Below are 25846 nucleotides of genomic sequence, written 5' to 3' on the forward strand. Positions count from 1 at the left end.
TTCGCGTCGCCGGACCCCGCCAGGGCGGGCGCCCCCGGGGGGTGCGGGGTGGGCGGGGCCACCTCGCGCGCGCGACGCGCCTCGAGGGGCGCGGGCGCCGCCGCGCCGGCCGCGGCCGACGCGCCGGCCGCGCCGGACGGCGCGGGGGCGGCGCCGCTCGCGCGGCCGACCGGCACCATCACCCACCTGGTGACATCGGCGGCGGAGCTGGAGGCGTTGGCGGCCGCCCTCGCCGCCAGGCCCGCCTTCGCGCTCGACACGGAGACCACGGCGCTGCGGGCCGTCGACGCAGAGCTGGTCGGCTACTCCTTCGCGTTCGCGGCGGGGGAGGGGTACTACGTGCCCGTCGCAGGGCCCGCGGCTGACGCCGGCGCGGCGCAGGCGCCGACGCTCGCGCCGGCGGAGGTGGCGGCCGTCCTCGGACCGGTCCTGCGCGACCCGCGAACGCTGAAGGTGGGCCAGAACCTCAAGTACGACATCAACGTCCTGGCTCGCGCCGGCATCGAGTTGGGTGGCCCGCTCTTCGACACGATGGTGGCCGCGGCCCTCCTGCACCCGGAGCGCCGCACCAACAACATGGACGTACTGGCCCGCGAGTTCCTCGGCCTGGCGACCACGCCGATCACCGACCTCATCGGCAAGGGCAAGGCGCAGCTCAACATGCGCGACGTGCCGGTGGCGGACGTGGCCGCCTACGCCGCGGAGGACGCCGACGTGACCTGGCGGCTCTACGAGCACCTGGCGGCGCTCCTTAGCACCTCCGGCGCGGATGCGCGGCGGCTGTTCGACGAGGTGGAGATGCCGCTGGTCAGGGTGCTGGCGGCCATGGAGCGGCAGGGGGTCGAGCTCGACGTCGACCTGCTGGCGGCGTACGGGGAGGTGCTGCGGGCACGCACCCAGCAGCTGCAGGCCGAGCTCGTGGCCGCCGCGGGGGTGGCGTTCAACCCGGACTCGCCCAAGCAGCTGGGCGAGGTCCTGTTCGACCGCCTCGGCCTGCCCGTAATCAAGAGGACGAAGACCGGGCGCTCGACGGACGCCGAGGTGTTGGAGCGGCTCGCCGGCGAGACCGACCACCCGTTGCCGCGGCTGCTGCTCGAGTACCGCGAGCTCACCAAGCTGCTGGGCACCTACCTGGAGCCGTTGCCCGGCTACCTGGCGGCGTCGACCGGTCGCCTGCACGCCTCCTTCCACCAGACCGGGGCGGCCACGGGCCGGCTGTCGTCGAGCGAGCCGAACATCCAGAACATCCCCGTGCGCACCGAGGCGGGTCGCGAGATCAGGCGGGCGTTCCGCGCTCCCGCGGGCAAGGTGCTGATCAGCGCGGACTACTCGCAGGTGGAGCTGCGCATGCTGGCGCACTTCTCGTCGGACGAGGAGCTTGCCCGCGCGTTCCTCGAGGGGCTAGACATCCACGCCTACGTGGCGTCGCAGGTGTTCGGCGTGCCGCTGGAGGCGGTCACCTCGGAGCAGCGGCGGGTGGCCAAGACCGTCAACTTCGGCATCATCTACGGTCAGAGCGCCTTCGGCCTGGCGCGCACGCTCGGCATCCCTCAGCGGGAGGCGGGCGACTTCATCGCGGCCTACAAGGCGCGCTACACGGGGCTGGACCGGTTCATCGCGCGGTGCGTGGCGGCCGCCGAAGCAGACGGTTACGTGTCCACGATCCTCGGACGCCGCCGCGCGGTGCCCGAGATCAGGTCGCGCAACCGCAACCTCCGGCAGCTCGGCGAGCGCGTGGCCGTGAACACGGTCATCCAGGGCAGCGCCGCCGACCTCATCAAGGTGGCCATGGTGCGCCTGAAGGCGCGGCTCGACGCCGACTTCCCAGGCGCCCACCTGCTGATCCAGGTGCACGACGAGCTGGTGCTGGAGGCGCCGGAGGAGTCGGCGGAGGCGGTGACGGGGGCGGCGGTCGCGGAGATGACGGGGGCGATGGAGCTGCGGGTGCCTCTCAGGGTGGACGCGGCCGTCGGCAGGAACTGGTTGGAGGGGAAGGGCTGACGCCCGCCCGCGCGGCTGCGCGCGAGCGAGGCCGGCGCGGGAGGTGCCTCTCGCCGCGAAGCGCGGGCCGGGCGGAAGGAGTACCGCCCGGCCCGCGCCTCAAGTGGTGCGCCCCGTCGGGCGCGAGGGCCTCACTCGTCCCGGAGGCGCTCCGATTCCCGCTTGAACCAGGCGTAGGTGTCGTTGCCCGGCGCGAGCGCGGCGGCGCGCCCGTACGACACGGCCGCGTCGGAGTAGAGCTGTTGCTCGAAAGCCACGCGCCCGAGCCACGCCCAGGCCTCGGCGTAGTCGGCGTTGCGGGCGGTGGCGCTGGCGAAGCTCGTGCGGGCGGCGGTGAGGTTGCCCGCGTCGTACGCCTCGACGCCGGCGAAGAAGTCGTTGGCCGCGTCGACGCCCCAGCGCGCCTGCGCCTGCGCGAGGGACAGGAAGTACTGCGCGCCCTTGTCGGTGGGGTCGAGTTCGAGGTAGTTGCGCCACGCCACGACGGCCTGCTCGGGCTGCCTCAACTCGAGCATGATGCGTCCGAGCCAGCGGTGCGCCTCGCGGTTGCTCGGCAGCGCCTGCGTGACCTTGAGGTAGCGCTCGGCGGCCGCGACCTTGTCGCCCCGCTGGTAGGCGGCGTAGGCGATCTCGTTGGCGTCCTCGCCGTAGAGGGCGGCCGCGGCGTCGTCGAAGGTCCCGCCTGCCGCCGCGAACTCCTCCCAGGTGGTGACGGCGGGGCCTGGCCAGTTGGCGCGGCTGTACGCCTCGGCGAGGAAACGGAGCGCCGCCGGGTTGCCCGGCGCCAGCGACACGGCCGTGCGCCCCTCGCGGAACGCCGCCTGCCACAGGGGCTTGTCCGGGTACTGCGCGTCGTAGGTGGCGAGCGCCTCCGCCATCAACGCCTCGCCCCTGTCGACGGCCTCCTGAGCGTTGGCGGGCAGCGCCTGGGCGCCCGCCGCGGCGACGAGCGCCGCCACCGTGATCGCGAGAGCGACCAGCGCGCTCTGCGTCAGCCTGCCAAAGGGGGTCGTGCTTGAGGTCATTTCGTCTCCCATCGGTGTCTGGTGGAACGGGCCCTGCGAGCGTGCCGCGTGCCACCACCTCAGTTGAACCGCGCCGCATGACACCTACGTGAAGGCGCGGCGGCCGCGCCGAGCGGTGCGGAAGGCCTGTGGGCGCGCCCGGGGCGCGCCTGGGGCGCGCCCACGCACCCTCTAGGTTACCCTCTGGCCGCGCGTCGGCTGGTGTCGGGCGGGGCTCGGTCCCGCGGCCGCGGGACCGCCAAGATCGGTGGCCGAGGGTGGGTGGCGGCGTGGCGCGCGTCCGCCGCGGCGCCGCTGCGGGTATGATGCCCGGACTTCCTGCCTGCGCCCCGGCGCACCCGGAGATGCGCTCTGATGAAGATCTTGGTGAGTAACGACGACGGCGTCTTCAGCCCCGGCATCGCGGCCCTGGCGCGGGTGGCCGCAGAGTTCGGCCAGGTGCGGGTCGTGGCGCCCGACGTCGAACAGTCCGCCATGAGTCACGCCATCACCGTCAGGCGCCCGCTCCACTACACCCGCACCACCATCGACGGCCTCGACGCCTACCGGGTCGACGGCACCCCCGCCGACTGCGTCGCGCTCGGCGCTCACCACTGGGACGCCGTCGACCTCGTGCTCAGCGGCATCAACCTCGGGTACAACATCGGCCACAACATCTGGCACTCCGGCACGGTCGCCGCGGCCAAGCAGGCGGCGTTCCTGCGCATCCCGGCCATGGCGTTCAGCGCGCCTCACTCCGATGGCGGGACGGACTACGCGCCGCTGGCGCCCTTCATCCGGCGCGCCATCGAGACGTTCCTGAGCGTGCCGGACATGCTCCTGCTCAACGTCAACCTCCCGAACGACGCCAAGGGCATGCGCTGGACGCGCCAGTCCGTGCGCCACTACGAGGGTTACGTCGTGGCCGGCGAGGACCCGATGGGCCGCACCCACTACTGGTTCGCGGAGGAGCCGACCGAGCAGGTGGAGGAGGGCACGGACCGGTGGGCGGTGGAGAACGGTTACGTGTCGCTCACGCCGCTCAGGCTCGACCTCACGGACGAGGTCCTGTTGGCGCGCGCTCGCGCCGCCACCTCGCAACCCTGACGGGCGCACGGCCGGGAGCCGCCGCCCTCCCCGGCCGTCAGAGGTGTGGCGGTCGAGGCTCCGAGGGCGGGAACGGCAGGCGCGCCTGGACCGCCACGCTGCCGGCGATGGCCAGGTGCGCGACGCTGACGCCCAGCAGCCTGACGGGAAGGCGCGGGCGGTCCACCTCGAAGGCCAACCGTGACGCCGCCGCTTGCAGCGCCTCCACGTCGCCCACCGCCGCCGGTAGCGTCCGGCTGCGCGTGACGGTCTTGAAGTCGCTGAACCGCAGCTTGACGACCACGGTGCGGGCCACGAGCCCGTGCCGGCGCAGGTGGCCGGCCACGTCGTGGCAGAGCGCGGAGAGTATCGGCTCGAGCGCGGCACGGGTCTCGAGGTCCCGCTCGAGCGTCGTCTCGGAGCCGATCGACTTTCGCTCCCTGTGCGGGTCGACGGGGCGGTCGTCCACGCCGTTCGCTACCTGGTGGAAGAAGCGGCCCGCCTTGCCGAAGTGGCGCTCGAGCTCGTCGACGGCGCGCGCCCTCAGGTCGGCGCCGGTGTTGATGCCGAGGGCCCGCATGCGCTCGGCGGTGCGCGGGCCCACGCCGTGGAACCGGTCGATGGGGAGCTGAGCCAGGAAGTCGAGCGCCTCCTCCGGCCTGATGACCGTAAGCCCGTCCGGCTTGCGGAGCCCCGAGGCGACCTTGGCCAGGAACTTCCCACCTGCCACCCCGGCGGACGCCGTCAGGCCCGTCTCGTTCAGGATGTCGGCCTTGATGGCGCGGGCCAGCAGCGTTCCGGAGGGCGGTCCGCGCAGCGGCTCGGTCACGTCCAGGTACGCCTCGTCGAGCGCGAGCGGCTCGACCAGCGCCGTGTAGCGGCGGAACACCGCCCTGACCTGCGCCGACACCTGGCGGTAGACGTCGAAGCGCGGCGGCACCACGACGAGTTCCGGGCACAGGGCCAACGCCCGCCGCATCGGCAGCGCCGAGCGTACCCCGTAGCGCCGCGCCTCGTACGACGCGGCCGCCACCACCGCCCGGTCACCCGACCCGCCGACGGCGACGGGGCGGCCCCGCAGGGCAGGCGCGTCGCGCTGCTCCACGGAGGCGAAGAAGGCGTCCATGTCGACGTGGACGATCTTCCGCGGTGAGGCACCCACCTTTGATCAGGCCCTGCCCGGACCGGCCCGCCTCAGGCGCCGCATGACCGCGAGCGTCAGGCGGGCGTCGTCCACGCTCGTGTGGGACTGTCCTCCCCCCACCAGCACGCCCTCGATCTGCGCCGCCCGCTCGAGGCGCAGCGAGCCGCGCACGCCGCGGACCGCCGAGTACGTGCGCATGGCGCACTCGAAGCCCCCGACGGCGCTGGTCAACCGCCACCGCCTGGTCGACTGCGCCACCATGCGTTCATCGAAAGGGGCGTTCCATGCGAAGACGCGCCGCCCCTCGAGGTGGCGTTCCAACTCGATCATCACCTCCGGCCAGGAGGGGGCCCCGCGGAGGTCGTCGATGGTGTAGCCGTGCACGCGCGTGGCCGCAGCCGGCACGTGGCCCGAGCGCGGGAACACCTTGGACTCGAGGAGGACGCCCCCCTCCGAGTCGAGGAGCCCGATCTCTATCACCTCGTCGCCGGTGCTCAGCCCCGTGGTCTCCGTGTCGAGGACGACGAACCCCTCGCGGAACAGCTCGTCGAGGTTGCGGCTCGCGTGGGGATGCCCGCGACCGGGCATCGGTTCCCGCGGGGCCCGAGGGGGGTCGCGCGCGGGTCGCGCCGCGTTGGGGGCGGTCGTGGTCGCGTTCGGCTGCGCGCTCCCCGCCCGCGCGCCCCGCGGCCAGAGCGCGTCGCGCAGCAGCCGGGCCTCGCTCGTGCTGAAGAGCGGCTCGAGCCCGGACCCCTGGCGCAGTAGCGCCCGTGGCGCGCCGAGGCGGAGCAGCCCGTTGGCGGCCAGCTCGGGTCCGGTACGGAGGTCGCGGGGGACGCGGGCGCGGTCGTCGAACACCGGCAGTTCCCGGTCGGGTGCGGTACCCGCCGTCGCTGCCCGCTCGCTCTCGGCTTCGGCCATACGAGGCGCAGTCTACCCGCGCGCGGTTGGGGGAGGCGGCGCCGGGTCACCGTGCCGGCGCCGCCACCGGGTCGGGTCGACCGTCTAAGATGGTCGGAACCTTGGAGGTGAGCGATGCAGGTAAGGCGATCCGTCGGTCAGTTGCTGCAAGACAAGGGTTCGTCGGTCTGGACCGTCTCGCCGGGCGCGACGGTGTTCGACGCCCTGGGCCTCATGGCCGACAAGAACGTCGGCGCGCTGATCGTCACGGAGGCGGGGCGGGTCGTCGGCATCTTCTCGGAGCGCGACTACGCGCGCAAGGTGATCCTCCAGGGGCACGCGTCGAGGGAACTGGCGGTCCGGGACATCATGACCACGCGCCTGGTCACGGTGGCCCCGGAGCAGGGGCTGCACGACTGCATGGAACTCATGACGGAGCACCGCGTCAGGCACCTCCCGGTGCTCGACCAGGGCGGCGCCCTGCTCGGCGTCGTGTCGATCGGCGACGTGGTCAAGGCGGTGATGGCCGAACAGTCGTTCCTGATCGAGCAGTTGCAGACCTACATCTCCGGCGGACTGGGGTGAGGCGCCGCGCCCTGGCGGGCGCTGCCAAGTTCTACAAGTAAACACTTGGAAAAGTGTCATTAACGTGGTAGGGTCGCCGCGGGTGAGACCGTGACCTACCGCTACGTGATCATCGGTGGCGGCATGACCGCCGACGCGGCCGCCAAGGCCATCCGCAAGGCTGACCCCGACGGCTCCCTCCTTCTCGTGAGCGACGAGACAGTCGCTCCCTACAAGCGACCACCGCTCTCCAAGGGCCTCTGGAAAGGCGACGACGAGGCGAAGGTCGACCTCAAGACGACCGGCCTCGGCGGCGAGTTCCGCCTCGGCCGCCGCGCGACGCGCCTCGACCTAGCCGAGCGCCGCGTGCAGCTCGACGACGGGCAGGTAGCTGGCTACGAGCGCCTCCTCCTCGCCACGGGTGCGAGCGCCAGGGAACTCCCCGGGGCGCCCAGCGGCGGCCCCGTCGTGGCCTACCGCCACCTCGACGACTACCACACCGCCAGGGCGCGCTCGGGGCCGGGGCGCGTCGCCGTCGTGGTGGGCGGCGGGTTCATCGGCTCGGAGATGGCGGCGGCCCTGAGCCTCGCCGGCGGCGAGGTCCACCTCGTCTTCCCGGAGGAGCTGCTCGGTGCAGGGCGGCTGCCGCCTGAGGTCGCGCGGCTGGTCAACGCCAAGTACGCCGCGCACGGCGTGCAGCTCCATCCGAACAGCCGCGTGGCCGGTGCCAGGGTGCACGGCGAGCGCGTTACCGTGAGCCTGAAAGCCGGCGCCGACCTGGAAGCCGACCTGCTAGTGGTCGGCATCGGCGCTGTGCCCAACGACGCCATCGCGCGCGCCGCCGGGTTGCACGTCGACAACGGCGTCTGGGTGGACGGTCACCTCCGCGCCGAGCTCGCCGCCTCGGCGGCGCCGGTGAAGGGGGAACTCGGCGTGTTCGCGGCCGGCGACGTCGCCAACTTCGAGTTCCCCGGGCTTGGCCGCCGCTTGCGCATCGAGCACGAGGACAACGCCTACCAGATGGGCGCCGCCGCCGGGCAGCAGATGGCGGCCTCGATCGGCGGACCGCCCGCCGACCCGTACACCCACCTGCCGTTCTTCTACTCCGACCTGTTCGACGACGGTTACGAGGCCGTCGGCCTCCTCGACGGCCGGCTGGACGTGGTGGCCGACTGGTCCGACCCCGGCAAGGCCGGCGTCTTCTACTTCATGGAGGGGCGCCTCGTGCGCGGCGTGCTCCTCTGGAACACGTGGGGCCAGGTGGACGCCGCCCGCGACCTCATCGTCGCCGGCGCCGAGCTGACGCCGGCCCAACTCAAGGGGAGGCTCCCGGCATGATCAGTACGTCGTGGCAGGGCGTCGTGGCCCCCGGGCGCGTGGCAGCGCCGGCCCCGAGGCGCGCCGCCGAGGCTCAGCGCGAGCCTGACATCGTCACCTGCACCGTCAGGCGCCTGGAGCGGGGCGAGACGCTCTACGCGGAGGGTGAGGCCGCCCCCACCGCCTACCTGCTCATCGAGGGGGTCCTGCGGGTGATGGCGCCGACGATGACCGGCAGGCACAGACTCGCCGATTTCGCCGGTCCCGGCGACCTCGTCGCCACCGCCGTCTTCGAGGGGTTGCCGCACGGCGAGACGGTCGTGGCCGCCGACGCGGCCAAGGTCGCTCAGGTCGACCTCGGCGCCACCCTCAGACGCCCGGCCGGCAGGCTCGGCGTGAGCGCCGCGCTCGTGTCGCAACTCAACCGCAGCCGCGAACTGGCCGACGACTTGGGCCTCCCCATGGGCGCCCGTGTCTGTCGCATCCTCGCGCGCCTCGCGCGGCGACTCGGCCGGCCCTGCGACGGTCCGAGCGGCGCGGCAGAAGGCGCCGAGTGGCGCCGCTTGCCGTTCAGCCTCACGCACGAGGACGTCGCGTTGATGGCCGGTTGCGCCAGGGTCACGGCCACCAGGGTGCTGGGAGAACTGAAGGCCGCCGGCGCGCTCGTGGGCCACCGGGGCGACTACGCCCTGGTGCCGGCCGCCCTGGACGATGCCGCCGACGAGTACGTCTACGAGGCGCTCTGACGCCGCGCGCCGCGAGGGGCCTTTTTCGCAGCCCGGCCCTGCCTGGCGCCCTAGCATCGGAGGAGAGAGGAGGGGGTGGCGATTCCCAAGCGGCTCGATCCCGCCGAGGGAACTCCCATCGGGTCGTTGCGACGCCCTCCTCTCACCCCTTGACCACTTCCCGTCCGGCCGCGAGGCCGCGCCGCCAGGCCGCGCCGCCACGCCGCACCGGGTGGCGCCGTGAGGACATCCGCCACGACAGGCCCGCTCGCGTGGTAGAAATTAGCGCATGAACAAGAAAGAACTGGCGGACAAGTTGGCTTCGAAGACCGGCCTCAGCGTCAACAAGGCCAAGGAAGTCGTCGACACGATCTTCTCGACGGCCGACGGCAAGGGCATCATCGCCATCGAGCTCGACGCGGGCCGCAAGGTCCAGATCACGGGTTTCGGCACCTTCGAGACCCGGCGGCGCGGACCCCGCAAGGGCGTCAACCCTGGCACCGGTGCGGAGATCACCATCCCCGCCCGCAAGTACGCCGCCTTCCGCCCCGGCAAGGGCCTCAAGGAGCGCGTCGAGGAGTAACGTCCCGCCGGCGCGAGCCGGGTAGCCCCGCGAGTCACGCAACCAGCCCGCCGGCGACCGCGCCGAGCGGGCTGGTGCCGCGAGGGTCCCGGGTGGACCGGCCACGCACGGCGGCCGCACCAGGACATGCGCCCCTCCCGCCGCCAAGGCGCCGGGCGTACGCTTGTCACAGCGGAGGGCGCCACGAAGGCGCGGCACCACGGCAAGCGTGAACGCGCCATGCTCCCGCCCACCAAGGTGTCGGCGTTGACGTGGCGCCTTCCCGCGTCGGCTCGGCGCGCGCCGAGCCGCGCGGCAGGCTCGTCCAGACCCGCCCGGTGCCCGTGCTACACTCCTCGCTGGTCGGCCCGCGGGCGCGACCGAAGCGTCACCACGTGCGCCCCAACCGGCCCCCCACGGTTGGGGCGCTTCCCTGCCGGCTCGTCCGTTGCGCGGCGCAGGGCGCCCCGTAACGGACGCACCGCGGCGTCAGGACCCCTGGCGGCGGGCCCGCTCGAGCAACGCCTGCGCGGCGCGCCGGGCCTCGCCGGCGGCCGCCGCGCCCCCTTGCAGGTGGGCGGTGACCGTCGCCCCTTCCAGCAGTAGTTGCAGCTCCGCGCCGACCCTATCCGGGTCTTCCAACGAGGCGGCCCGGGCGCGCTCCGTCATGTGCGCGCGCACGGCCGTCACGTGATCGCGCGCGTAGGGGAGGGCCGTGTTGAACTGACCGCCCAGCTCGAAGCTCGCCGCCACGAGCGGACAGCCGCGGAAGTCCGGGGTCTGCGCCCACGACTCGAGCAGGTCGAACACCGCGAGGATCTGCTCGATCGGGGTTACGGCCGCCTCGTCGGCCCGCGCCAGCCAGGCGGCGCGCTCGACGCGACGCTGCTCGAGGACCGCCTTCACGAGGGCGTCCTTCGACGGGAAGTGGTGATAGAGCGTCATCCGCGCCACACCGGCGCGAGCGATGATCTCGTTGATGCCGACGTTCGGGACGCCGCGGGCGTAGAAGAGCCGCGCCGCGGTGTCGAGCAGGCGTTCCGCGGCGCCGGGTGTGGTGGGATCGGCCATGCGCGATTATACAGACCGGTACGTCAAGAGACTGGGCCCCGAGGCACGTTCTCGGCCGCGCCCGGCTCCGGCGCCCTGAACTCCGCTAGGCGGCTTCCGGCCGCCTGGCCCAACGTGACGTAGTCGATGGTGATCGTCACGAAACGGAAGCCGCGCTCCACGGCCCGCCGGGCGAACTCCACGCTGCCGGTATGGATGCCCGCCACCTTGCCGTGCGCCCGACAGGCCTGGAGGATGCGTTCCACGGCCGCCATCTGCCGCGGGTCGGTCGAGTCGATGCGGGGAGGCGCGCCGACCGCGTAGCTGAGGTCGGCCGGTCCGACGTACAGACCGGTCAGGCCGGGCGTGGCGGCGATGGCGTCGAGCTGCTCGAGGCCGGGGGCCGTCTCGACCATCGCGAAGAGCGCCAGTTGGTCGTTGGCGCGCTCGTGCTGGTCGGCTCCGTGCACCAGGCCCGCCCGCAACGGCCCGTAGGAGCGGCGCCCCGCGGGCGGGTAGAGGGCCGCCGCAACGGCGGCGGCGGCCTCGGCGGCGGACTCGACCATGGGCACGACCACGCCCATCGCGCCCAGGTCGAGGGCGCGCATGATCTGGGCCGCGTCGTTGCTCGGCACGCGCACGAGCGGCACGGCCGCCGAACCGGACACGGCCTGAAGCAGCCGCGGCAGGTCGGCGAGGGAGGCGGCACCATGCTGCAGGTCGAACGTGACGCTGTCGTAGCCTCGCCGGGCGATCACCTCGGCGGAGAGGCCGTCGCCCAACCCCAGCCAGGCGTTCGCCGTGGCGCGCCCGGCGCGCCAGGCAGCCAGTAACGGGTTCTCTAGCATGGACGATGATACGCCGCGGGGGCGCCGGGCCTCGGTCCGCGAACGGGAGGCGTCAGGGGGCGTCGGGCAGGAGCCGGTGCAGCTCGCCGGCCGTGTCGGCGCGGGTCAGCCCGTCCACCAGCAGGTGCAGGTAGACGAAGCCGGCGTACGGCGCCCACGGCGCGACCTGGTCAGCGACCCACTCGTAGCTGGGCTTGCCCGGTTCGCCGAGGAAGCGCGCGAGGCCGTTGCGGGCGCCGGAGTCGCCGTCGGGGTAGACGTCGAGGCGACCGGCGGCGCGCAGCAGCACGTACTCGGCCGTCCACCTGCCGACGCCGTAGAGGGCCGTCAGGCTCTTGAGCGCGTCGGGCGAGGGGAGCCGCTCGACTGCCGCCAGGTCGAGGTCGCCCCCGTGGACCGCAGTGGCCAGCTCTATGAGCGTGCGCGCCTTGGCGCGACTGAAGCCCATCGCGCCGATGGCGTCGGCGTCGGCGCCGACCAGGTCGGCCGCGGACGGGAGGGCGAGCGGCCCCGCCTCCCGGAACGCGGTGAGGTACGGCAGGTCGGGCCCGTAGGCGCGCGCCAGGCGCTCCAGCAGCTGGAGGCCGAGCGACAACGTGACCTGTTGGCACGGGACCGCGTTCATCAGCCCCTCGAAGAGGCCCGGGTAGCGGGGCGGCTTCAGGCCCCGGAGCCGCCCGACCAGTGGCGCGAGCCGCGGGTCGCTCGCGGCCATGGCGTAGAAGCCGGAGAGGTCGCGGTCCAGCCCGAGCAGGCTGGTGACGGCGCGCTCGCCTCCCAGGCGCAGCGCCGCGGCGTCGGCCGCGCCGGTGACGTCGACGCGCACGGCCGACTGCCCGTCGAGCGCGCGGATCTCGACGAGGAACGGCGCCGGCAGGACCCCACCCGAACTGGCGGCCGGCATCACGCGCCGCAGCACGCTGCCGTCCCAGACGTCGATCCGGTTGTGGCGCCTCCGCTGCAGGGCCATGGCCGTGAGGTCGAGGCGGAAGGGCGCGACTGCGGCGACCTCAGTGCCGACCGTGACGGCGTCAGCGCCCTTGTTCGTGCTCTGGTGGGCTCTCGCTGGCAACTGGCCACCTCCGGCCCGATGCTAAGGCCCGGCGGGACACCGGCGCGTAACGACCGTACCGTCTCGCCGGCCGGGCGAGACCGCGGCACCAGGACCCGAACTGGGGAAGCGACACCGGCGTGGCAACGATTCGGCCCCCGCTCGCTCGGCCACGCCGGGTCTGGCATCAGGCTCCACCTTCCGCGGGGGCGGCTGCCATGACCTCGGTGGATGCCTGGCGCCCTGCCCGGCCTGGCCGGTCGCGCCCGCGACCGCCTGCTAACATGGTGCCCACGTCATCGGCGCGGCCGCGCCTGCCCAACCCACCGGCGCGCCTGCACCGACGGCCACGCCACCCGTCGGCGAGCCCGTCCGGGCGTGGCGCAGAGAGCCGGAGGAACCATGACCGACCCGTTCGAACAGCGGCTGAGCGCGCGCACCAGGGGCGTCACGTCCTCGGCCATCCGCGAGATCCTCAAGGTGGCCAGCCGGCCCGACATCACCTCCTTCGCCGGTGGACTACCCGCGCCCGAGTACTTCCCGATCGACGCCATGCGCGCCGCCGCCGACCGCGTCCTGTCGAACTACGGTCGGCAGGCCCTGCAGTACGCCGCCACCGAGGGAGTCGGCGAGCTGCGCGAGCTGATCGCGGCCACGGTCAGCGCGCAGGAGCCTGCCGCGCCGGTGACCGCCGAGAACGTGATCCTCACGACCGGCTCGCAGCAGGCGCTCGACCTGGTCGCGAAGGTGCTCCTCGACCCGGGCGACCTGGTCGTGACGGAGGACCCGTCCTACCTCGGCGCGCTCCAGGCGTTCCGCCTGTTCCAGGCGAGCTACGCCCCGGTCGCGATGGACGACGAGGGGGTGGAGCCGGACGCGCTCGCCGCCGCGCTCGCCCGGAACCCGAAGTTCGCCTACCTACTGCCCACCTTCCAGAACCCGACCGGGCGCACCATGGGGCGCGAGCGCCGCGAGACCGTGGCGCGGCTGGTGGAGCGGCACCGCGTGCCGCTCGTCGAGGACGACCCGTACGGCGCCATCTACTTCGAGCGACCCGCCGGACCGTCGCTGCGTTCGCTGGCACCCGACTGGACGCTGGCGCTCGGCACGTTCTCCAAGACGTTGGCGCCGGGACTGCGGCTCGGCTGGGTCGTCGGGCCGGCCGCCTGGGTCGCGCGGTTGGCCCAGGTCAAGCAGTCCGCCGACCTGCACACCTCGACCCTCTCGCAGTACGTCGCCCTCGAGGTGCTCAAGTCGGGAGCCCTCGAGCCCCACCTCGAGGTGCTCAGGGGCGTCTACCGCGAGCGGTGCGAGGCCATGCTCCAGGCGCTCGGGGAGCACTTCCCGGCCGGGTCGCGCTGGACCGTGCCGACGGGCGGCATGTTCGTGTGGGTCGAGCTGCCGAGCGGCGTCGACGTGTCGCCGCTGCTGCCCAAGGTCGTTGCCGAGGAGCGGGTCGCCTACGTGCCAGGCGCCCCGTTCCACCCGAACGGCGGCGGCCTGAACACCATGCGGTTGAACTTCACCCACGCTCCCGCCGAGGTCGTGCGCGACGGCGTCGCGCGGCTCGGCAGGGCGCTCACGCGCGCGCTGGAGGCCGCTCCCGCCTGAGATCGGGGGTGAAGCCGGGCTCAGCCTTCCGCCGTCAGCCACTCGGGGATGCGGGCGTACTCCAAGACGGCGTCGAGTTCCCGGCGCAGGTCGTCGTCGACCTGGGCGCCGGGAGCGCGCACGTGGGCGTCGTCGATGGCGCCGCGCCGGCGGTAGACCTCCTTGCGGATGGCGAGCCCGACGCCCGGCTGGAACTCGTAGCGGAGCAGCGCGCAGCTGCGGTAGAAGAGGTCGCGCGCGGCCAGGCGCTGGGCGGCCGTGCCGTCCCGGTAGGCGCCCACGACGCGCACCAACAGCTCTGGGAACGAGAAGCCGGTCATGATCCCGTCGGCGCCGCTCTCGAGTTCCTCGACGAGGTACGTGCCGCCCAGACCGCCCAGCACCGCCAGCTCGGCGCCGGCCTCGCGCTTGAGGGCCCGCACCTTCGGGCCGGTCGGCGGCTCCTCGAGCTTGATGGTCGTGACGCTCTCGAGCTCGCGGTTCAGGCGCAGCGCGAGGGCCACGCTCAAGCGCACGCCGGTCGCGGCCGGGTAGTCGTGGATCACGACCTGCGCACCGGTGTGCCTGATGGCGGCGTCGAGCGCCGTGAACTGGGCCGTCACGGCGGCGTCGTTCTGCGTGGCGGGCGCCACGAGGAGCCCGGCCGCCCCTAGCTCGAGGGCCCGCAGGCCGCGCATGATCCCGAGGTCGGTGCCGCCGGCGCTGGCGCCGGCGTAGACCGGCACGCGCCCGGCCGCGGCCGACACGGTGACCGTGACCACCCGGTCCTGCTCGGCCTCGCTGAGCTTGGGCGCCTCGCCGAGGACGCCCAGGACGGTGAGGCCGTCGACGCCCAGGCGGATGAGGAAGTCCGTGAGGCGGGCGAGGGACTCCTCGTCTAGCCGGCCGGTCGCGGTGAAAGGGGTCGGCATTATCGTGTGCACGCCGGTGATCGTCATGACGTCGCTCCTCGTTGGCGCCGTCACTCCCACTCGTCGAGGCGGGAGCGGAGGCGGCGCCGATCGCTCCGCGCGTAGTGCCGCGCCATGTCGAGCGTCGCGTGGCGCAGGTGGTCTTGAACCAGGCCAAGGTCGCCCGTCTGCCGGTACAGCCGCGTGCCGGCCGAGTGCCTGAGCGCATGCACCCCCTTGAACTCTATCTCGGCGCGCGCGCACAGCTTCTCCAGGCGGTTGAACACGCCGAACTGCGATCGCAGCTCCAGCACGTGGGGGCGCGGGACGCCGCTCAGGTCCATGGCGCGCCGGTAGGTGAGGAGCGCCTCGGCCAGCCTGGGGGTGAGGTCGACGGGAGCGGTCTTGTTGCCCTTGCCGGACCGCACCGTCAGCCTCGCGGCGCGCAGGTCGACCGCGTCCCACGTGAGCGCCAACATCTCGCTCACCCGCAGGCCGCCGTGTGAGCCCAACAGCAGGATCACGCGCTCCTGCTGGTCGCGGGCCGCGGCCTGCAGCTCGATCAGCTCGTACTCCGTGTAGTGCCGCGTGCCGGTGCTCTCGGCGGCGTGGCTGGCGGCGCGGCCGATGCGCACGTCTCGGAACGGATCGGCGTCGGTCGCGCCGGCCCATGCCAGGGCGCCGTAGAGGGCGCGGCCTGCCGCCACGCGCAGCGAGGCGGTGGCGGGGGTGAGCGGACCGCCCTTCGCCCTGCGGCCCCGCCGCGACCCGGCGGGCTCCGCCGCCAGCAGCTCGTCCCGTTCGCCGGCCAGCAGGCGCTGGACGTAGAGCGGCCCGGCGTCGCGGCCGGGCCGCAGGAGGTTCTCGCCCTGCCACATCGTCAGGAGCTCGTGCAGGCCGCGGCGGTATGCGCGCAGCGTGTGCTTGCTCGTGGTCACGCCGCTGACTCCCCTGAGCGTGAGGTGTGCCTCCACGAGCTCCCAGAGCGCCTCCTCGTCCCGTTCCGAGGCGGCCTTCACGGCGTGGCGCCGGAGCGCCTCCTCGGATAGGCCCTGGAGCCGCGCCACGCGCTGCAAGCGCGTGGCGCGGGACAGCTCGAGCGACGTGATGGGGGAGGGGGTCATGGCGTCAGCGTACGCGGGCGGAGCCGGCGCGCACCGTGAGGTGCCTCGCATTATCAAATCGGTGGTACGGGAACCAACGCCCTCACCACACCGCCCCCCTCGCCACCCCGACCCGACCGCCGACACACCGAGCGCTCGGTCACACTCTGGGGGCGGCGCCCGCCCTAGCGGCGGTAGCATCGGGGCATGGACCCATTCCTCAGCGGAGACGTCGCTGGCGCAGCCCCACTGGTATCGGCCTGGCTGCGCGGTCACGAGCACCTCGTCACGAACATCGAACGCTGGACCGCCGACCTGCCCGCCGAGGGCTGGTGGTGGACGCCCGCGCCCGGCAGCGTGAACCCGATCGCGGGGATCGTGAGGCACGTGGGGGGCTCAAGCCTGCGGCTCTGGCGCTACGCCAGCGGCGGCGAGGTCGACGAGGCGTTGCGGGCAGCCGGCCCGCACGAGCTGGAGGTGGACCACGCCGACCCGGCGGAGGTCCTCGCCACCTGCCTGGCGCGCCTGAAGGAAGTGGGGGAGGGGTTGCGGGCTTACGACCTGAGCGACGCCGACAAGGTCCGCCACGTCGGGCGCAAGCAGATCCCAGTAAGGAGCGTCCTCATCATCCAGCACCTGCTCGAGCACGGCCACGCCCACGCCGCCCAGATCATCGTGGGCCGCAAGCTGTGGGATTCGGGCGCCTGCCGCTAGCCGGCGGGCGAGCTCAACGTAGGGCCGCCAGGATCGTGGCGGCGTTGAAGCGCAACAGGCTCTCGTAGTCGGTCGGGCCGGGCGCGCCACCGATCGGGTCGAGCGTGGCCAACGCCACGCCGGCGCTCTCCGCGACGACCTCGGCGGACCGGGGGTCGAGTTGCCGCTCGGCGAACACCGCCTTGGCACCGGCCGCCCTGACGGCCGCGACCGCCTCGGCGACGTACCGCGGGCTCGGCTCCCGGCCCGGGAAAGGTTCCAGCGACAGTACGAGGTCGAGCCCGTACCGCTCCGCGAAGTAGGGCCAGGCGTCGTGGAAGGGCACGAACGGAGCCCCGCGCACCGGCGCGAGCGTGGCGGCGATCTCGGCGTCGAGGGCCAGTAGGTCGGCGCGGAGCCGCCCCAGCGCCGCGTGATACGCCCCGCCGTTGGCGGGGTCCAGGCGCGCGAGCTCCTCGGTCACCACCTCGGCGGCCGCAAGCATGAGCGTCGGGTCGAGCCAGACGTGAGGGTTGATGCCAGCGTGCTCGTGGCCGGCGTGACCGGCGTAGGACTCCTCTGGCTCGCCACCTGGTCCATGCCCGGCGCCGGGAGGGTCGACATCGACCCGCTCCATCACGACCACGGTGGGCACGTCCGGCGCCGTCGCCGCCACCAGCCTGGCCAGCCAGCCGTCCACGCCGCCGTTCATCACGATCAGCTCGGCCCGGGCGAGTCCCGCCGCCTGCGACGGAGTCGGGTCGAACGAGTGCGGCGACGCTCCCGGCGGCAACAGCGTCGACACGCTGACCAGTTCGCCGCCCAGGCGCGCCACGATGTCCGCGTACGGCGATATCGACACGGTGACGCGCAGGGGCGCCCGCGCGGCCGCCAGCGGCAGGACCGACACCGTGGCGACGAGGACAGCCAAGGCCAAGCCGCGCGCCGCCGACCACCTGGCGCGGGGAGCGCGTCGCCGCGCCGCGTCCCGTGGCGACCCCGCGGTCGCGTGGCGCATCCCGTTCACGGTCGCCATGCAATCACCCACCGCGCGGGGTGTCAAGGCGGGGCACGGGCGGACCGGCCGGCGGCCCGAGCCACCCGCCGGGGGCGGACCCGCTCGCGACCGGCGAGGCCATCAGACTGTAGGCTGGTGGTGGCAGGACCGGTCGGCTGGAAGTGACGGTCGCCTGCGAGTTGGAGGAGCCATGCCCAGCAACCAAGCCGAGCGGTTGAGCGAGGTCGAACTAGACGCCCTGTGGACCATCTACGAGGGCCACAGCCTGGTGATCGAGTACCCGCAGCAGACCGGCACCGACCCGTACGCGCACGCCATCATGGCGGTCGCGTACGAGGACGACGAGGCGGTGGCCGAGGTTGCCGAGATAGCGCTCGACGTGGCGCAGAGCCTCATCGCGGCGGGCCTGCTCCGGCGCAGCGAGGACGGACCCGTGCTGGACGAGTCCAGCTGGTTCGACGACGAGCTCGGCTTCACGGTCAACGCCGAGGAGTACGTCCTCAGCGACGCCGGCACCCAGGTCATCGAGGCCACCGCGGACGGCGCCGGTGCCGTCGGTGCCGGTGACGACGAGGACGACTGGGACGACGACGAGGACGACTGGGACGACGACGAAGAAGACGAGGACGACTGGGACGTGGACGAGGAAGACGAGGACGACTGGAGCGACGACGAGGACGAGGACGACGAGGACTGAACCCCCGCACCGGCCGCCCTCACGGCGCCGGCGGCCCGGGGGGCGGACCCCCCTCATGGCCGCCGGCGCACGTAGAGCCACCACCCGCGGAACGGCTAGCTGAAGCCGACCACGTGAGGGACCAACGCCGCCGGCGCTAGCGGACCAACGGCGCCGGCCATGGATCGCCGGCGCCTTGCCACCCCAGCCGAGTCACCCCGCCAGCAACCAGCTCGCGCCACGGTCGGACCGGTCGGCGCCCTAGCCGCCGGCGCCGCCGCGTGATGCTCGGGCGCCTTCCCCATCGCTCGCGGATCATGTTTGATAAGACGACTTATCAAATCGTATATTCGCTCCGCCCATATGCGGTTTTTCGCACTCTAGGTTCCTTCCCCCAATTCCGCGCACCAAGAACGGGTATCCGCTCCTTCCGCCGAACGTGTGCACGGAAGCACGGGTCCTCGGCCCGCTCGCTCGACCGTGGTCGACGGTGATAGACGGCGATAGACGGTGATCGACCGCGGCCCCGACGGGCGGCACGACGAGCGGCGCCACCGGCGAGGCAGCGCGAGCGGCCCCGCGCAGGAGCTGTGCGCCGCGGCCCCAGGCCGGGCTCGGGCGCCGAGCCGGGCGCCGAGCCGGGCGCGCGCGCCGTCCTCGAGGGACGCGCGTCGGAGCGAGCGAGCCCGTCGACGCTCCTCGGGGCGGGAACCCGTCGGCGGTATTTGATAACCCACTGGTCGGACCACGGACGGAGGTGGTCGGGCCACCCCCTGCGTGGTCCGACCAACCCTCCACAGGTCGGACCACTCCTGCTATGCTTCAGGGACGCCCCGCCCGCGACAGCGTCGGCGCGCCTGGAGCGACATGAGCGAAGCCACCCCGAACCGGGTCATAGAGCAAGCCCGCGACGCCTTGGCGACCTTCGTCAGGAACTCGCCCGAGGGCACGAAGCTGCCTCCCGAGCGGCAGTTGGCGCAGCGCCTCGGGGTCTCGCGCACCACGCTCCGCGACGGGGTGAGCCGCCTCGCCCTACTGGGCCTGTTGGAGGTCCGTCACGGCGACGGCACCTACGTCCGGGCTCCGTCGGCGGGCCACCTCGTCCCGCTCCTGAGGCCGCTGGTCGACGGCAACGCCACCACGCTGGGCGAGCTGTTCGAGCTCAAGCGCCACCTGGAGCCGACGGTTGCGGCGCTGGCCGCCCTGAACTGCAGCGAGGAGACGGCCGCGGCCCTCCGCGCGGCGATATCGCGGGACCGCAACGACCTCGCAGGGGGCGGGACCGCGAACCGCCGTACCACGCGCCGCAGCGCACAGCGCAGGCAGGTTCACGACCTGATCGCGGAGGCCGCGGGGCCCTCGCTGCTCGTGGCCCTGGTGACCGTGGCCAACGAACTCATCGGCCAGCAGCTGACGGAGGACCTGACGCCGAGCCAACGCCGGCTGGCGGTGGAGCAGCTGTCGGCGGTGGTGGAGGCGATCGCCGCCGGCGAGGCCGAGGCCGCCAGGGGGGCGGCGGAACTCTACCTGAACTCGTTGGCCCGCGCCGCCCGCGGCGACGGCCGCACGCGCGACGCTACGCCACGAGGCGGGGCGGCGGTGGAGCCGGCCTAGGCGCGCTTCTGGCGCACCATGTACGCCCCGTGCTGGATGCGGCTGAAGCGCTCGCGCTGTTCCGACAACCGCTCCATGGCCCGCGTGACCCGTTCAGGGCTGATACCGAGCCTCTCGGCCAGGTCGAGGCTCCTGACGATGGCCGGCGTACCGGGACGCAGGAGGTAACCCTCGAGGAAGGCGACGTCGTCCTCGACGCTCGCGGTGGGGGCGGGCGCCTCGACCGCCCGCTCGCCCGGCGCCTCCGCTCCGTCCCGCGTGGCGCCTAGGCCCCTGAGCACCTCGGCCTCGGGGTCTATCAGCGCCGCCTGGACGGCCGCGGTCGTGGCGGGCGCACGCCGGCGGGCGACGGGCACCGGCCCGCCGTCCGCGAGGTGGACCTCGCCAGACCGGTCGAGGCGCGGCGCCGGGATGGCTGCCGCCTGCGGTCCAGCCGAGACGCCGGGCGCACCGCGCGACCGCTGGTCGTGGGAGAGCCGCGGGCCGAAGGTGCTGGGATCGTCGGGGGTAAGGGCCCCTCCCCCACCAGCCGCCGCACGCTCGCGGCCGATGCCCAAGCGCAGCCCGAGTCGGCTCATGACGCCGAGGCGGGCGCCCCTCGCGGGCGGCCGCGTGGGCTCGTCGTGCAGTGACCCGAAGGTGGGCAAGGACTCGACCGCCGACTCCACGTCCACCTCGGGGGCCGCTTCCGCCCGGTCCCCGCGCACGGCGAGGTTCGCCGCGCCCAGGACCGGCGCGGCCGGCGCGGGCGGAACGTCGTTCCTGAGGCCGGGCAGCGAGGCACCGGGGTTGGCCCTGGCGGAACTCCCTACCACTGGCGCAGGCGCGACTCCGGCCGCTGGGCGTGGGGCGACGGGCCGGAAGTCGCGAGCGGCGCCCGCCCCCGACCGCTCTGGCGCGGCCGACGGGGTCGGGGTCGACAGCGGCTCGGCGCGCACCGTCCCGTTTGCGGAACGCCTGTAGGCGCGCACGACCGTGTCGGGGAAGTCGGGGTCCTGCGCGCCCTCCGGGGCGTTGGCGGCCCGCACCGGATCGAGGGAGTGCCACTGCGGGTTCTCCCGCCTCGCCCACACGTTGTGAGCAGACAAGCGGTCCTTCGGGCGCACGTCGCCGGTGCCCGGCTGCGCGGGGATGCCGCCTTCGATCCGGATACGGACCACCGGATCAGCAGGGGCCCGAGCGGCGGTCCGCTCCGGCGCGGGGTCGTCGCGCCGCCGGCGTTGAGGGCGGCCAGGCGCGAGCTCCTCGACGGCGCCGGCGAAACGCTCGACCTTGATGGCGGGAACGGGCCGCCCGACGTCGGGCGCGGGGTCGCGACGGGCTGCCGCGGCTTGCGCCACCTCCCGGTCGATGGCGTCGGCCCAGTCTGAGGCGCGGCGGCGTGGGCCGGGTTGCGCTGGCGGGGCGGCCGGGAGCGGCGCGGCGCGGACGCCGGCGGCGGGCGCCGGACGCGGCTGACCGGCCGAATGGCGGCCCCGCTCGCGGCGCTTCGCGGCGACGTGGAGGCCATCCGCGGCGAACTCGAAGTGCAGGCAGTCGTTGGCCCTGAGACCGTGGGCGGCGAAGTAATCGCCGAACCCGCCCAGTGTGCGCGGCGGCGAGAACTCGAGCTGGAGCTCTCCCCCATCGCTCTGCGCGACCAAGGCGCCCGGCCCGAACCGCCCGAGTAGCGCCAGCGGCAGCTGCACCGAGCCGCTCTTGACGCACCAACTCGTGAGGTCGAGGACGTAGGTCTGGGCCGCCCGCGACTCCGCCGCAGGCGGGCTACCGGGGTTATGCATCGAGCGCTCGGCGGCCATGCGTACACTTTGCCACATCCGGAGGCCCAGGTGGTCAAGTTTGTCCGGCCAGAACGGTGCGAACCCTACGATGTCACCGCTCTCGGCCCCGCCCTCACTATATGCGGGAACGGATAGCCTGCTAGGCATGACGTCCAGGACGCTCAAACTGCCGGCGCGCCGGCCCCGAAGGAGAACGGGTTGAGGCGCCGAACCGTCCCGCGCGCTCACCGCTCCTCGGCTTGACGGCGTAGTATCCTTCCTTCCCTCGCGCCCGGCGCGGCCCGCCGGCCGACGACCCGAAGGGCCGACGACCCGAAGGACCATCCCGCCATGAAGCGCAGACACTCCGCCGCCATGCCGTTCATCCTCGTGACCGTGCTCATCGACGTGCTCGGCATAGGGCTCCTCATACCCGTGCTCCCCGAGCTGGTCACGGAGCTCGCGGGCGGCGACCTCAGCACGGGGTCCGCCTACTACGGCTGGTTCATCGCCGTCTACGCGGCGATGCAGTTCGTCTTCGCCCCCGTCCTGGGCGGCCTGGCGGACCGCTACGGCCGGCGGCCCGTCCTCCTCCTTTCCCTCCTCGGCTCCGGCATCGATTACCTGGTCATGGCCGTCGCGCCCAACCTCGCGATCCTGTTCATCGGTCGCGTCGTCGCCGGTATCACCGGCGCCAACGTCACCGCTGCCAACGCCTACATCGCCGACGTGAGCCCGCCAAGCGAACGCGCCAAGAACTTCGGACTGATCGGCGCCACCTTCGGCGTCGGCTTCATCGTCGGTCCCGCCCTCGGTGGCGTCCTGGCCGGCTTCGGCCTGCGGGCGCCGTTCTACGCGGCGGCCCTGCTCGCGCTGGTGAACTGGCTCTACGGCTACTTCGTCCTCCCCGAGTCGCTCGAAGACGCCAACCGCCGCCCCTTCTCGTGGCGGCGCGCCAACCCGCTGGGGTCGCTCAAGTCGGTGGGCCGGTACCTGCTCGTGCGAGACCTCGCCTTCGCCTACGTCTGCCTCGGCTTGGCCCAGAACGCGATGGTGGCCACCTGGGTGCTCTTCACGACCTACCGCTTCGGCTGGACCCCGTTCGTCAACGGGCTCACCCTCGCGCTGGTCGGCGCCCTCTCGGCCCTGGTGCAAGGGGTGCTGGTCCGCAGCCTGGTTCCCCGCCTCGGGGAGCGCCGCGCGATCCTCGTCGGCATCGCCAGTTCGGCCGTCGCCTACGCCGTCTACGGCGCAAGCCCGGTCGGGTGGGTCATGTTCGTGGGCATCGTGGTCGGGAGCTTCGGGAGCCTGGCGGGCCCGGCGGCCCAATCGCTCATCTCGCGCACGGTGGCGCCCAACGAGCAGGGCGAGGTGCAGGGCGCGCTCGCAAGCCTGCTCAGCCTGACGGGCGTGGTGGGGCCGCTGGTCGGGACCATGCTGTTCGCCAGGCTTACGCGCGCCGACGCGCCTTACGAGCTGGCGGGGGCCCCGTTCTACCTAGGGGCCGTCCTCCTCGCGGTCGCCGCGGCCGTGGCCGCGCGAGCCTTCGCCAGGCACCCGGCTTCGGACTGACCTATAATCGCCGCGCCTTGGACCCGACCAGATGACCGCCCCCTCCGGCCGCCCGCGCGGCCTCCGCCGCAGGCGCCCCGCGCCGTCCCCCGCCCAGGTGATCGCCTTCACCTTCGCCGGGGCCATCCTCGCGGGAACGCTGCTCCTGCTGCTGCCCGTGGCGCACGCTCCCGGGGCGGACGTGACCTTCCTCGACGCCCTGTTCACGGCCACGAGCGCCGTGTGCGTCACGGGCCTCAGCGTGGTCGACGTCGGGACCGTGTTCAGCGGCTTCGGGCAGGTGGTGGTGATGCTCCTCATCCAGGTGGGCGGCCTCGGTATCGTCACCTTCGGGGCGCTGGTCGCCATCGCGACTAGGCGGCGCGTGGGCTTCCAACAGCGCCTGGGGCTGCAGAGCCAGATGCGGACGTTCGAGGTCGGCGGCGTCGTGAAGCTCCTACGGCGGATCCTCCTGGTTGCGCTGGTCTTCGAGCTCGTCGGCGCCCTGCTGCTCTGGCTGCCGTTCGCGCGCCACGAGGCCGACGTGTGGCGCGGCGCGTTCCAGGCCCTCTTCCACGCGGTGAGCGCCTTCAACAACGCGGGCTTCTCGCTCTACCGCGACAACCTCGCGGCGTTCGTCGTCGACCCGTACGTCAACCTCGTCATAGCCGCCCTGATCGTGGCCGGCGGCATCGGCTTCTTCGTGACCGTCAACGTGCTGCGCCACGCCCGCCGCGGGCGCCGCGCCAGGCTGACCCTGCACACCCAGATCGTCCTGGCCGCCACCGCGCTGCTGATAGGCGTTGGCTTCCTCACCATATTGGCGATGGAGTGGACCAACCCCGCCAGCCTCGGACCACTGAGCCCGTTCGGCAAGGCGCTGGCGGCCTTCTTCCAGTCCGTGACGCCGCGCACCGCGGGCTTCTCCACGCTCGACTACGCCCAGTTCAGGCCCGCCACCCTGATGTTCACGATGCTGCTCATGTTCGTGGGCGGTAGCCCCGGCAGCACCGCCGGCGGCATCAAGACCGTCACCTTCGTCGTGCTCGTCGGCAGCGCCCTCAGCCAGGCCCGGGGGCGGGGCGAGCTGACGCTCTTCGGTCGCCGCATCTCGAGCCGCAACGCCGTGCAGGCCAGCGCCACCGCCCTGCTCGGCATCCTGCTCGTGGGCGCCGCGATCACCGTGCTCCTCGTCACCGAGCCGCAGCTGCGCTTCGAGCGCACGGCCTTCGAGGCCGTGTCGGCCTTCGCAACCGCCGGCCTGAGCGCCGGCGTGACCCCGCTGCTGACCAACACGGGGCAGGTGGTCATCATCTGCCTGATGTACTTGGGGCGCATCGGCCCGCTGACGCTCGCGACTGCGCTGGCTCGCAGCACCCACGACACCGCCTTCGAGTACCCTCATGAAGAAGTCCTCGTCGGTTGACGCGGGCGCCCCGTGCGCCCTGGAGGTCGCATGAAGGCCCAGCAGTTCTTCGTCATCGGCGCCGGTCGCTTCGGCGCCGGCGTGGCGACGACCCTCTACGAGTTCGGGCACGAGGTCGTGGTCGTCGACGCCCGCGAGACCGCGGTCAAGGCGGTCATGGACCACGTGACACACGCGGTGGTGGCGGACGCCACCAACGAGGAGACCCTGCGGAAGCTCGGCATCGCCAACTTCGACACCGTCGTCGTGGCGATCGGCACCAACCTCGAGGCCAACATCCTGGCGACGGTCGCCGCCAAGTCGAGCGGCGTGAAGCGCGTCATCAGTAAGGCGACCACCGAGCAGGCCGCTCGCGTGCTCGAGCGCGTGGGCGCGGACCTGGTGGTGAGGCCGGAACACGACATGGGCGTGCGCCTGGGGCAGCAGCTGGCCTCGCCGGGCATCGTCGACGCCTTCAACCTCGGCGAGGTCCACGGGGTCGTCGAGGTGGAGGCCGGCAAGAAGCTGGTGGGTCGCCTCGACGAGCTGCGGCTCCCGAACCGTTTCGCCGTGACGGTGATCGCCGTGAACCGCGGCGGCGAGGTGACCATCAGCCCGGGCGCCGACTACGCCGTGCGCGAGGGCGACCGCCTGGTGATCATCGGGGGGAACGCGGCTATCGCCAAGCTGCGGCGGTTCCTCGCCGAGTGAGCCTCGCGGCCCGGCCTAGCGGACGACGAGCCGCGCCAGGCCACGCACGCCCGCACCCATGCTCTCCGCGAGGTAGAGCTCCAACCGACCGAACGAGTCGTGCTTGAACTCGAGCGTGATGGCCCAAACGCCGTTGGCCGCCCGCCAGTCTCCGTGCGCCAGTCCGGCGGGCGCGTAGCTCTCCACCAGGGCCGACAGCCGCTCGGCCAGGTAGGCCACGCCTACGCTATCGACCTCGAAGCAGACCTCGACCAGGTCGGTGGCGCCGCCCTCGCAGGGGATCTCGTCGGCGTGGAACGTGAGCAGCATGTCGCTCACGACCATGCTGTAGGGTCCCGCCTCGACGTCGCCCTCGCCGAGCGCCCACGGCGCGAGGAGGAACAACGACAGGAGGACGATGAGGGATCTCGGCATGTGGGCTGACCGCGGCGACGCCTCCCGTGGGGGCGTCGCGTCCGGCCATCATCTTGCCATCCGACCACCGCGCCATGGTGAAAAGCCGGGCGGGCCGCGGCGCCCGCGCCCGCGGACGTTACAATCGGCGCACCGCCACCGGTAGACG

Annotated in this window: 24 protein-coding genes; 13 read left to right on the forward strand and 11 right to left on the reverse strand. The window is 73.1% G+C overall.

What is annotated here, in order from left to right; genetic code table 11:
- The first annotated feature begins 189 nt into the window (after nucleotides 1-189).
- On the forward strand, nucleotides 190-2001 hold the full coding sequence (gene polA / locus H3C53_07500) for a DNA polymerase I (protein ID MBW7916506.1): 1812 nt from the start codon (nucleotides 190-192) through the stop codon (nucleotides 1999-2001).
- 131 nt (nucleotides 2002-2132) lie between these two features.
- Here polA and H3C53_07505 read toward each other — a convergent pair whose 3' ends face one another.
- Nucleotides 2133-3026, reverse strand: a complete 894-nt coding sequence (locus H3C53_07505; GenBank protein MBW7916507.1) for a tetratricopeptide repeat protein — start codon at nucleotides 3024-3026, stop codon at nucleotides 2133-2135.
- 354 nt (nucleotides 3027-3380) lie between these two features.
- Here H3C53_07505 and surE point away from each other — a divergent pair, with 354 nt between their 5' ends.
- Entirely contained in the window at nucleotides 3381-4112 is a 732-nt protein-coding gene (gene surE, locus H3C53_07510) for a 5'/3'-nucleotidase SurE (protein MBW7916508.1), read from the forward strand.
- 37 nt (nucleotides 4113-4149) lie between these two features.
- Here surE and dinB read toward each other — a convergent pair whose 3' ends face one another.
- Together dinB and H3C53_07520 are read right to left on the reverse strand one after the other, a co-directional pair.
- On the reverse strand, nucleotides 4150-5253 hold the full coding sequence (gene dinB / locus H3C53_07515; protein MBW7916509.1) for a DNA polymerase IV: 1104 nt from the start codon (nucleotides 5251-5253) through the stop codon (nucleotides 4150-4152).
- Nucleotides 5254-5259: 6 nt separating this feature from the next.
- Nucleotides 5260-6156 carry a 3'-5' exonuclease gene (locus tag H3C53_07520; protein ID MBW7916510.1) on the reverse strand — a complete coding sequence of 299 codons (897 nt, stop codon included), beginning with the start codon at nucleotides 6154-6156 and terminating at the stop codon, nucleotides 5260-5262.
- A gap of 114 nt (nucleotides 6157-6270) precedes the next feature.
- On the opposite strand from H3C53_07520, the gene H3C53_07525 reads away from it, so the two are divergent.
- The 4 genes from H3C53_07525 (at nucleotide 6271) to H3C53_07540 (ending at nucleotide 9324) form a co-directional block, all read left to right on the forward strand.
- Nucleotides 6271-6720: a CBS domain-containing protein gene (locus H3C53_07525; protein ID MBW7916511.1), complete on the forward strand. Its 450-nt coding sequence runs from the start codon at nucleotides 6271-6273 to the stop codon at nucleotides 6718-6720.
- Between the two features lie 123 nt (nucleotides 6721-6843).
- A complete protein-coding gene (locus tag H3C53_07530) occupies nucleotides 6844-8037 on the forward strand; it encodes an FAD-dependent oxidoreductase (GenBank protein ID MBW7916512.1) in 1194 nt (397 codons plus the stop codon).
- Nucleotides 8034-8762 carry a Crp/Fnr family transcriptional regulator gene (locus tag H3C53_07535; protein MBW7916513.1) on the forward strand — a complete coding sequence of 243 codons (729 nt, stop codon included), beginning with the start codon at nucleotides 8034-8036 and terminating at the stop codon, nucleotides 8760-8762. The genes H3C53_07530 and H3C53_07535 overlap by 4 nt, the downstream gene beginning before the upstream one ends.
- 268 nt (nucleotides 8763-9030) lie before the next feature.
- A complete protein-coding gene (locus H3C53_07540; GenBank protein MBW7916514.1) occupies nucleotides 9031-9324 on the forward strand; it encodes an HU family DNA-binding protein in 294 nt (97 codons plus the stop codon).
- A gap of 468 nt (nucleotides 9325-9792) precedes the next feature.
- On the opposite strand, the gene H3C53_07545 is transcribed toward H3C53_07540, so the two are convergent.
- The 3 genes from H3C53_07545 to H3C53_07555 are packed head-to-tail and all read right to left on the reverse strand — an operon-like array spanning nucleotide 9793 to nucleotide 12273.
- Nucleotides 9793-10374: a TetR/AcrR family transcriptional regulator gene (locus H3C53_07545; protein MBW7916515.1), complete on the reverse strand. Its 582-nt coding sequence runs from the start codon at nucleotides 10372-10374 to the stop codon at nucleotides 9793-9795.
- A 23-nt stretch (nucleotides 10375-10397) separates the two neighbouring features.
- Nucleotides 10398-11201 (reverse strand): 2,4-dihydroxyhept-2-ene-1,7-dioic acid aldolase, encoded by an 804-nt coding sequence (locus tag H3C53_07550; protein ID MBW7916516.1) that lies wholly within the window; start codon nucleotides 11199-11201, stop codon nucleotides 10398-10400.
- 52 nt (nucleotides 11202-11253) lie between these two features.
- The gene (locus tag H3C53_07555) at nucleotides 11254-12273 is read right to left on the reverse strand and encodes a DNA-3-methyladenine glycosylase 2 family protein (protein ID MBW7916517.1); all 1020 of its coding nucleotides are present in this window, start codon (nucleotides 12271-12273) and stop codon (nucleotides 11254-11256) included.
- Between the two features lie 381 nt (nucleotides 12274-12654).
- On the opposite strand from H3C53_07555, the gene H3C53_07560 reads away from it, so the two are divergent.
- Entirely contained in the window at nucleotides 12655-13863 is a 1209-nt protein-coding gene (locus tag H3C53_07560; GenBank protein ID MBW7916518.1) for a PLP-dependent aminotransferase family protein, read from the forward strand.
- 20 nt (nucleotides 13864-13883) lie between these two features.
- Here H3C53_07560 and H3C53_07565 read toward each other — a convergent pair whose 3' ends face one another.
- Together H3C53_07565 and H3C53_07570 are read right to left on the reverse strand one after the other, a co-directional pair.
- Nucleotides 13884-14801, reverse strand: a complete 918-nt coding sequence (locus H3C53_07565; protein ID MBW7916519.1) for a dihydrodipicolinate synthase family protein — start codon at nucleotides 14799-14801, stop codon at nucleotides 13884-13886.
- Between the two features lie 23 nt (nucleotides 14802-14824).
- Complete coding sequence (locus H3C53_07570; GenBank protein ID MBW7916520.1) at nucleotides 14825-15877, reverse strand: tyrosine-type recombinase/integrase; 1053 nt, start codon at nucleotides 15875-15877, stop codon at nucleotides 14825-14827.
- A gap of 186 nt (nucleotides 15878-16063) precedes the next feature.
- Here H3C53_07570 and H3C53_07575 point away from each other — a divergent pair, with 186 nt between their 5' ends.
- Complete coding sequence (locus tag H3C53_07575; protein MBW7916521.1) at nucleotides 16064-16570, forward strand: DinB family protein; 507 nt, start codon at nucleotides 16064-16066, stop codon at nucleotides 16568-16570.
- A gap of 13 nt (nucleotides 16571-16583) precedes the next feature.
- On the opposite strand, the gene H3C53_07580 is transcribed toward H3C53_07575, so the two are convergent.
- Nucleotides 16584-17480 carry a zinc ABC transporter substrate-binding protein gene (locus H3C53_07580; protein MBW7916522.1) on the reverse strand — a complete coding sequence of 299 codons (897 nt, stop codon included), beginning with the start codon at nucleotides 17478-17480 and terminating at the stop codon, nucleotides 16584-16586.
- A gap of 277 nt (nucleotides 17481-17757) precedes the next feature.
- Here H3C53_07580 and H3C53_07585 point away from each other — a divergent pair, with 277 nt between their 5' ends.
- Both H3C53_07585 and H3C53_07590 read left to right on the forward strand, forming a co-directional pair.
- Complete coding sequence (locus H3C53_07585; protein ID MBW7916523.1) at nucleotides 17758-18264, forward strand: hypothetical protein; 507 nt, start codon at nucleotides 17758-17760, stop codon at nucleotides 18262-18264.
- 846 nt (nucleotides 18265-19110) lie between these two features.
- Nucleotides 19111-19857, forward strand: a complete 747-nt coding sequence (locus H3C53_07590; GenBank protein ID MBW7916524.1) for a FadR family transcriptional regulator — start codon at nucleotides 19111-19113, stop codon at nucleotides 19855-19857.
- Here H3C53_07590 and H3C53_07595 read toward each other — a convergent pair.
- Nucleotides 19854-21656 (reverse strand): hypothetical protein, encoded by a 1803-nt coding sequence (locus tag H3C53_07595; protein MBW7916525.1) that lies wholly within the window; start codon nucleotides 21654-21656, stop codon nucleotides 19854-19856. The genes H3C53_07590 and H3C53_07595 overlap by 4 nt on opposite strands.
- A gap of 312 nt (nucleotides 21657-21968) precedes the next feature.
- Here H3C53_07595 and H3C53_07600 point away from each other — a divergent pair, with 312 nt between their 5' ends.
- The 3 genes from H3C53_07600 to H3C53_07610 are packed head-to-tail and all read left to right on the forward strand — an operon-like array spanning nucleotide 21969 to nucleotide 25284.
- Complete coding sequence (locus H3C53_07600; protein MBW7916526.1) at nucleotides 21969-23189, forward strand: TCR/Tet family MFS transporter; 1221 nt, start codon at nucleotides 21969-21971, stop codon at nucleotides 23187-23189.
- A 31-nt stretch (nucleotides 23190-23220) separates the two neighbouring features.
- Nucleotides 23221-24594, forward strand: coding sequence for a potassium transporter KtrB (locus tag H3C53_07605; GenBank protein MBW7916527.1), 1374 nt, complete (start codon nucleotides 23221-23223; stop codon nucleotides 24592-24594).
- Nucleotides 24595-24624: 30 nt separating this feature from the next.
- Nucleotides 24625-25284 (forward strand): TrkA family potassium uptake protein, encoded by a 660-nt coding sequence (locus tag H3C53_07610; protein MBW7916528.1) that lies wholly within the window; start codon nucleotides 24625-24627, stop codon nucleotides 25282-25284.
- A 15-nt stretch (nucleotides 25285-25299) separates the two neighbouring features.
- Here the strand turns inward: H3C53_07610 and H3C53_07615 are convergent, their stop codons facing one another.
- Complete coding sequence (locus H3C53_07615; protein ID MBW7916529.1) at nucleotides 25300-25698, reverse strand: hypothetical protein; 399 nt, start codon at nucleotides 25696-25698, stop codon at nucleotides 25300-25302.
- Nucleotides 25699-25846 lie beyond the last annotated feature (148 nt).

The sequence above is a fragment of the Trueperaceae bacterium genome, from assembly GCA_019454765.1.
In the GTDB taxonomy this organism is placed as follows: Bacteria; Deinococcota; Deinococci; order Deinococcales; family Trueperaceae; genus JAAYYF01.

Coding starts and splice junctions, on each gene's coding strand:
- H3C53_07505 (MBW7916507.1), bottom strand. CDS start 3,026: ATGACCTCAAGCACGACCCCCTTTGGCAGGCTGACGCAGAGCGCGCTG.
- surE (MBW7916508.1), top strand. CDS start 3,381: ATGAAGATCTTGGTGAGTAACGACGACGGCGTCTTCAGCCCCGGCATC.
- H3C53_07520 (MBW7916510.1), bottom strand. CDS start 6,156: ATGGCCGAAGCCGAGAGCGAGCGGGCAGCGACGGCGGGTACCGCACCC.
- H3C53_07525 (MBW7916511.1), top strand. CDS start 6,271: ATGCAGGTAAGGCGATCCGTCGGTCAGTTGCTGCAAGACAAGGGTTCG.
- H3C53_07530 (MBW7916512.1), top strand. CDS start 6,844: ATGACCGCCGACGCGGCCGCCAAGGCCATCCGCAAGGCTGACCCCGAC.
- H3C53_07535 (MBW7916513.1), top strand. CDS start 8,034: ATGATCAGTACGTCGTGGCAGGGCGTCGTGGCCCCCGGGCGCGTGGCA.
- H3C53_07540 (MBW7916514.1), top strand. CDS start 9,031: ATGAACAAGAAAGAACTGGCGGACAAGTTGGCTTCGAAGACCGGCCTC.
- H3C53_07545 (MBW7916515.1), bottom strand. CDS start 10,374: ATGGCCGATCCCACCACACCCGGCGCCGCGGAACGCCTGCTCGACACC.
- H3C53_07550 (MBW7916516.1), bottom strand. CDS start 11,201: ATGCTAGAGAACCCGTTACTGGCTGCCTGGCGCGCCGGGCGCGCCACG.
- H3C53_07560 (MBW7916518.1), top strand. CDS start 12,655: ATGACCGACCCGTTCGAACAGCGGCTGAGCGCGCGCACCAGGGGCGTC.
- H3C53_07565 (MBW7916519.1), bottom strand. CDS start 14,801: ATGACGATCACCGGCGTGCACACGATAATGCCGACCCCTTTCACCGCG.
- H3C53_07570 (MBW7916520.1), bottom strand. CDS start 15,877: ATGACCCCCTCCCCCATCACGTCGCTCGAGCTGTCCCGCGCCACGCGC.
- H3C53_07575 (MBW7916521.1), top strand. CDS start 16,064: ATGGACCCATTCCTCAGCGGAGACGTCGCTGGCGCAGCCCCACTGGTA.
- H3C53_07585 (MBW7916523.1), top strand. CDS start 17,758: ATGCCCAGCAACCAAGCCGAGCGGTTGAGCGAGGTCGAACTAGACGCC.
- H3C53_07590 (MBW7916524.1), top strand. CDS start 19,111: ATGAGCGAAGCCACCCCGAACCGGGTCATAGAGCAAGCCCGCGACGCC.
- H3C53_07595 (MBW7916525.1), bottom strand. CDS start 21,656: ATGGCCGCCGAGCGCTCGATGCATAACCCCGGTAGCCCGCCTGCGGCG.
- H3C53_07600 (MBW7916526.1), top strand. CDS start 21,969: ATGAAGCGCAGACACTCCGCCGCCATGCCGTTCATCCTCGTGACCGTG.
- H3C53_07605 (MBW7916527.1), top strand. CDS start 23,221: ATGACCGCCCCCTCCGGCCGCCCGCGCGGCCTCCGCCGCAGGCGCCCC.
- H3C53_07610 (MBW7916528.1), top strand. CDS start 24,625: ATGAAGGCCCAGCAGTTCTTCGTCATCGGCGCCGGTCGCTTCGGCGCC.
- H3C53_07615 (MBW7916529.1), bottom strand. CDS start 25,698: ATGCCGAGATCCCTCATCGTCCTCCTGTCGTTGTTCCTCCTCGCGCCG.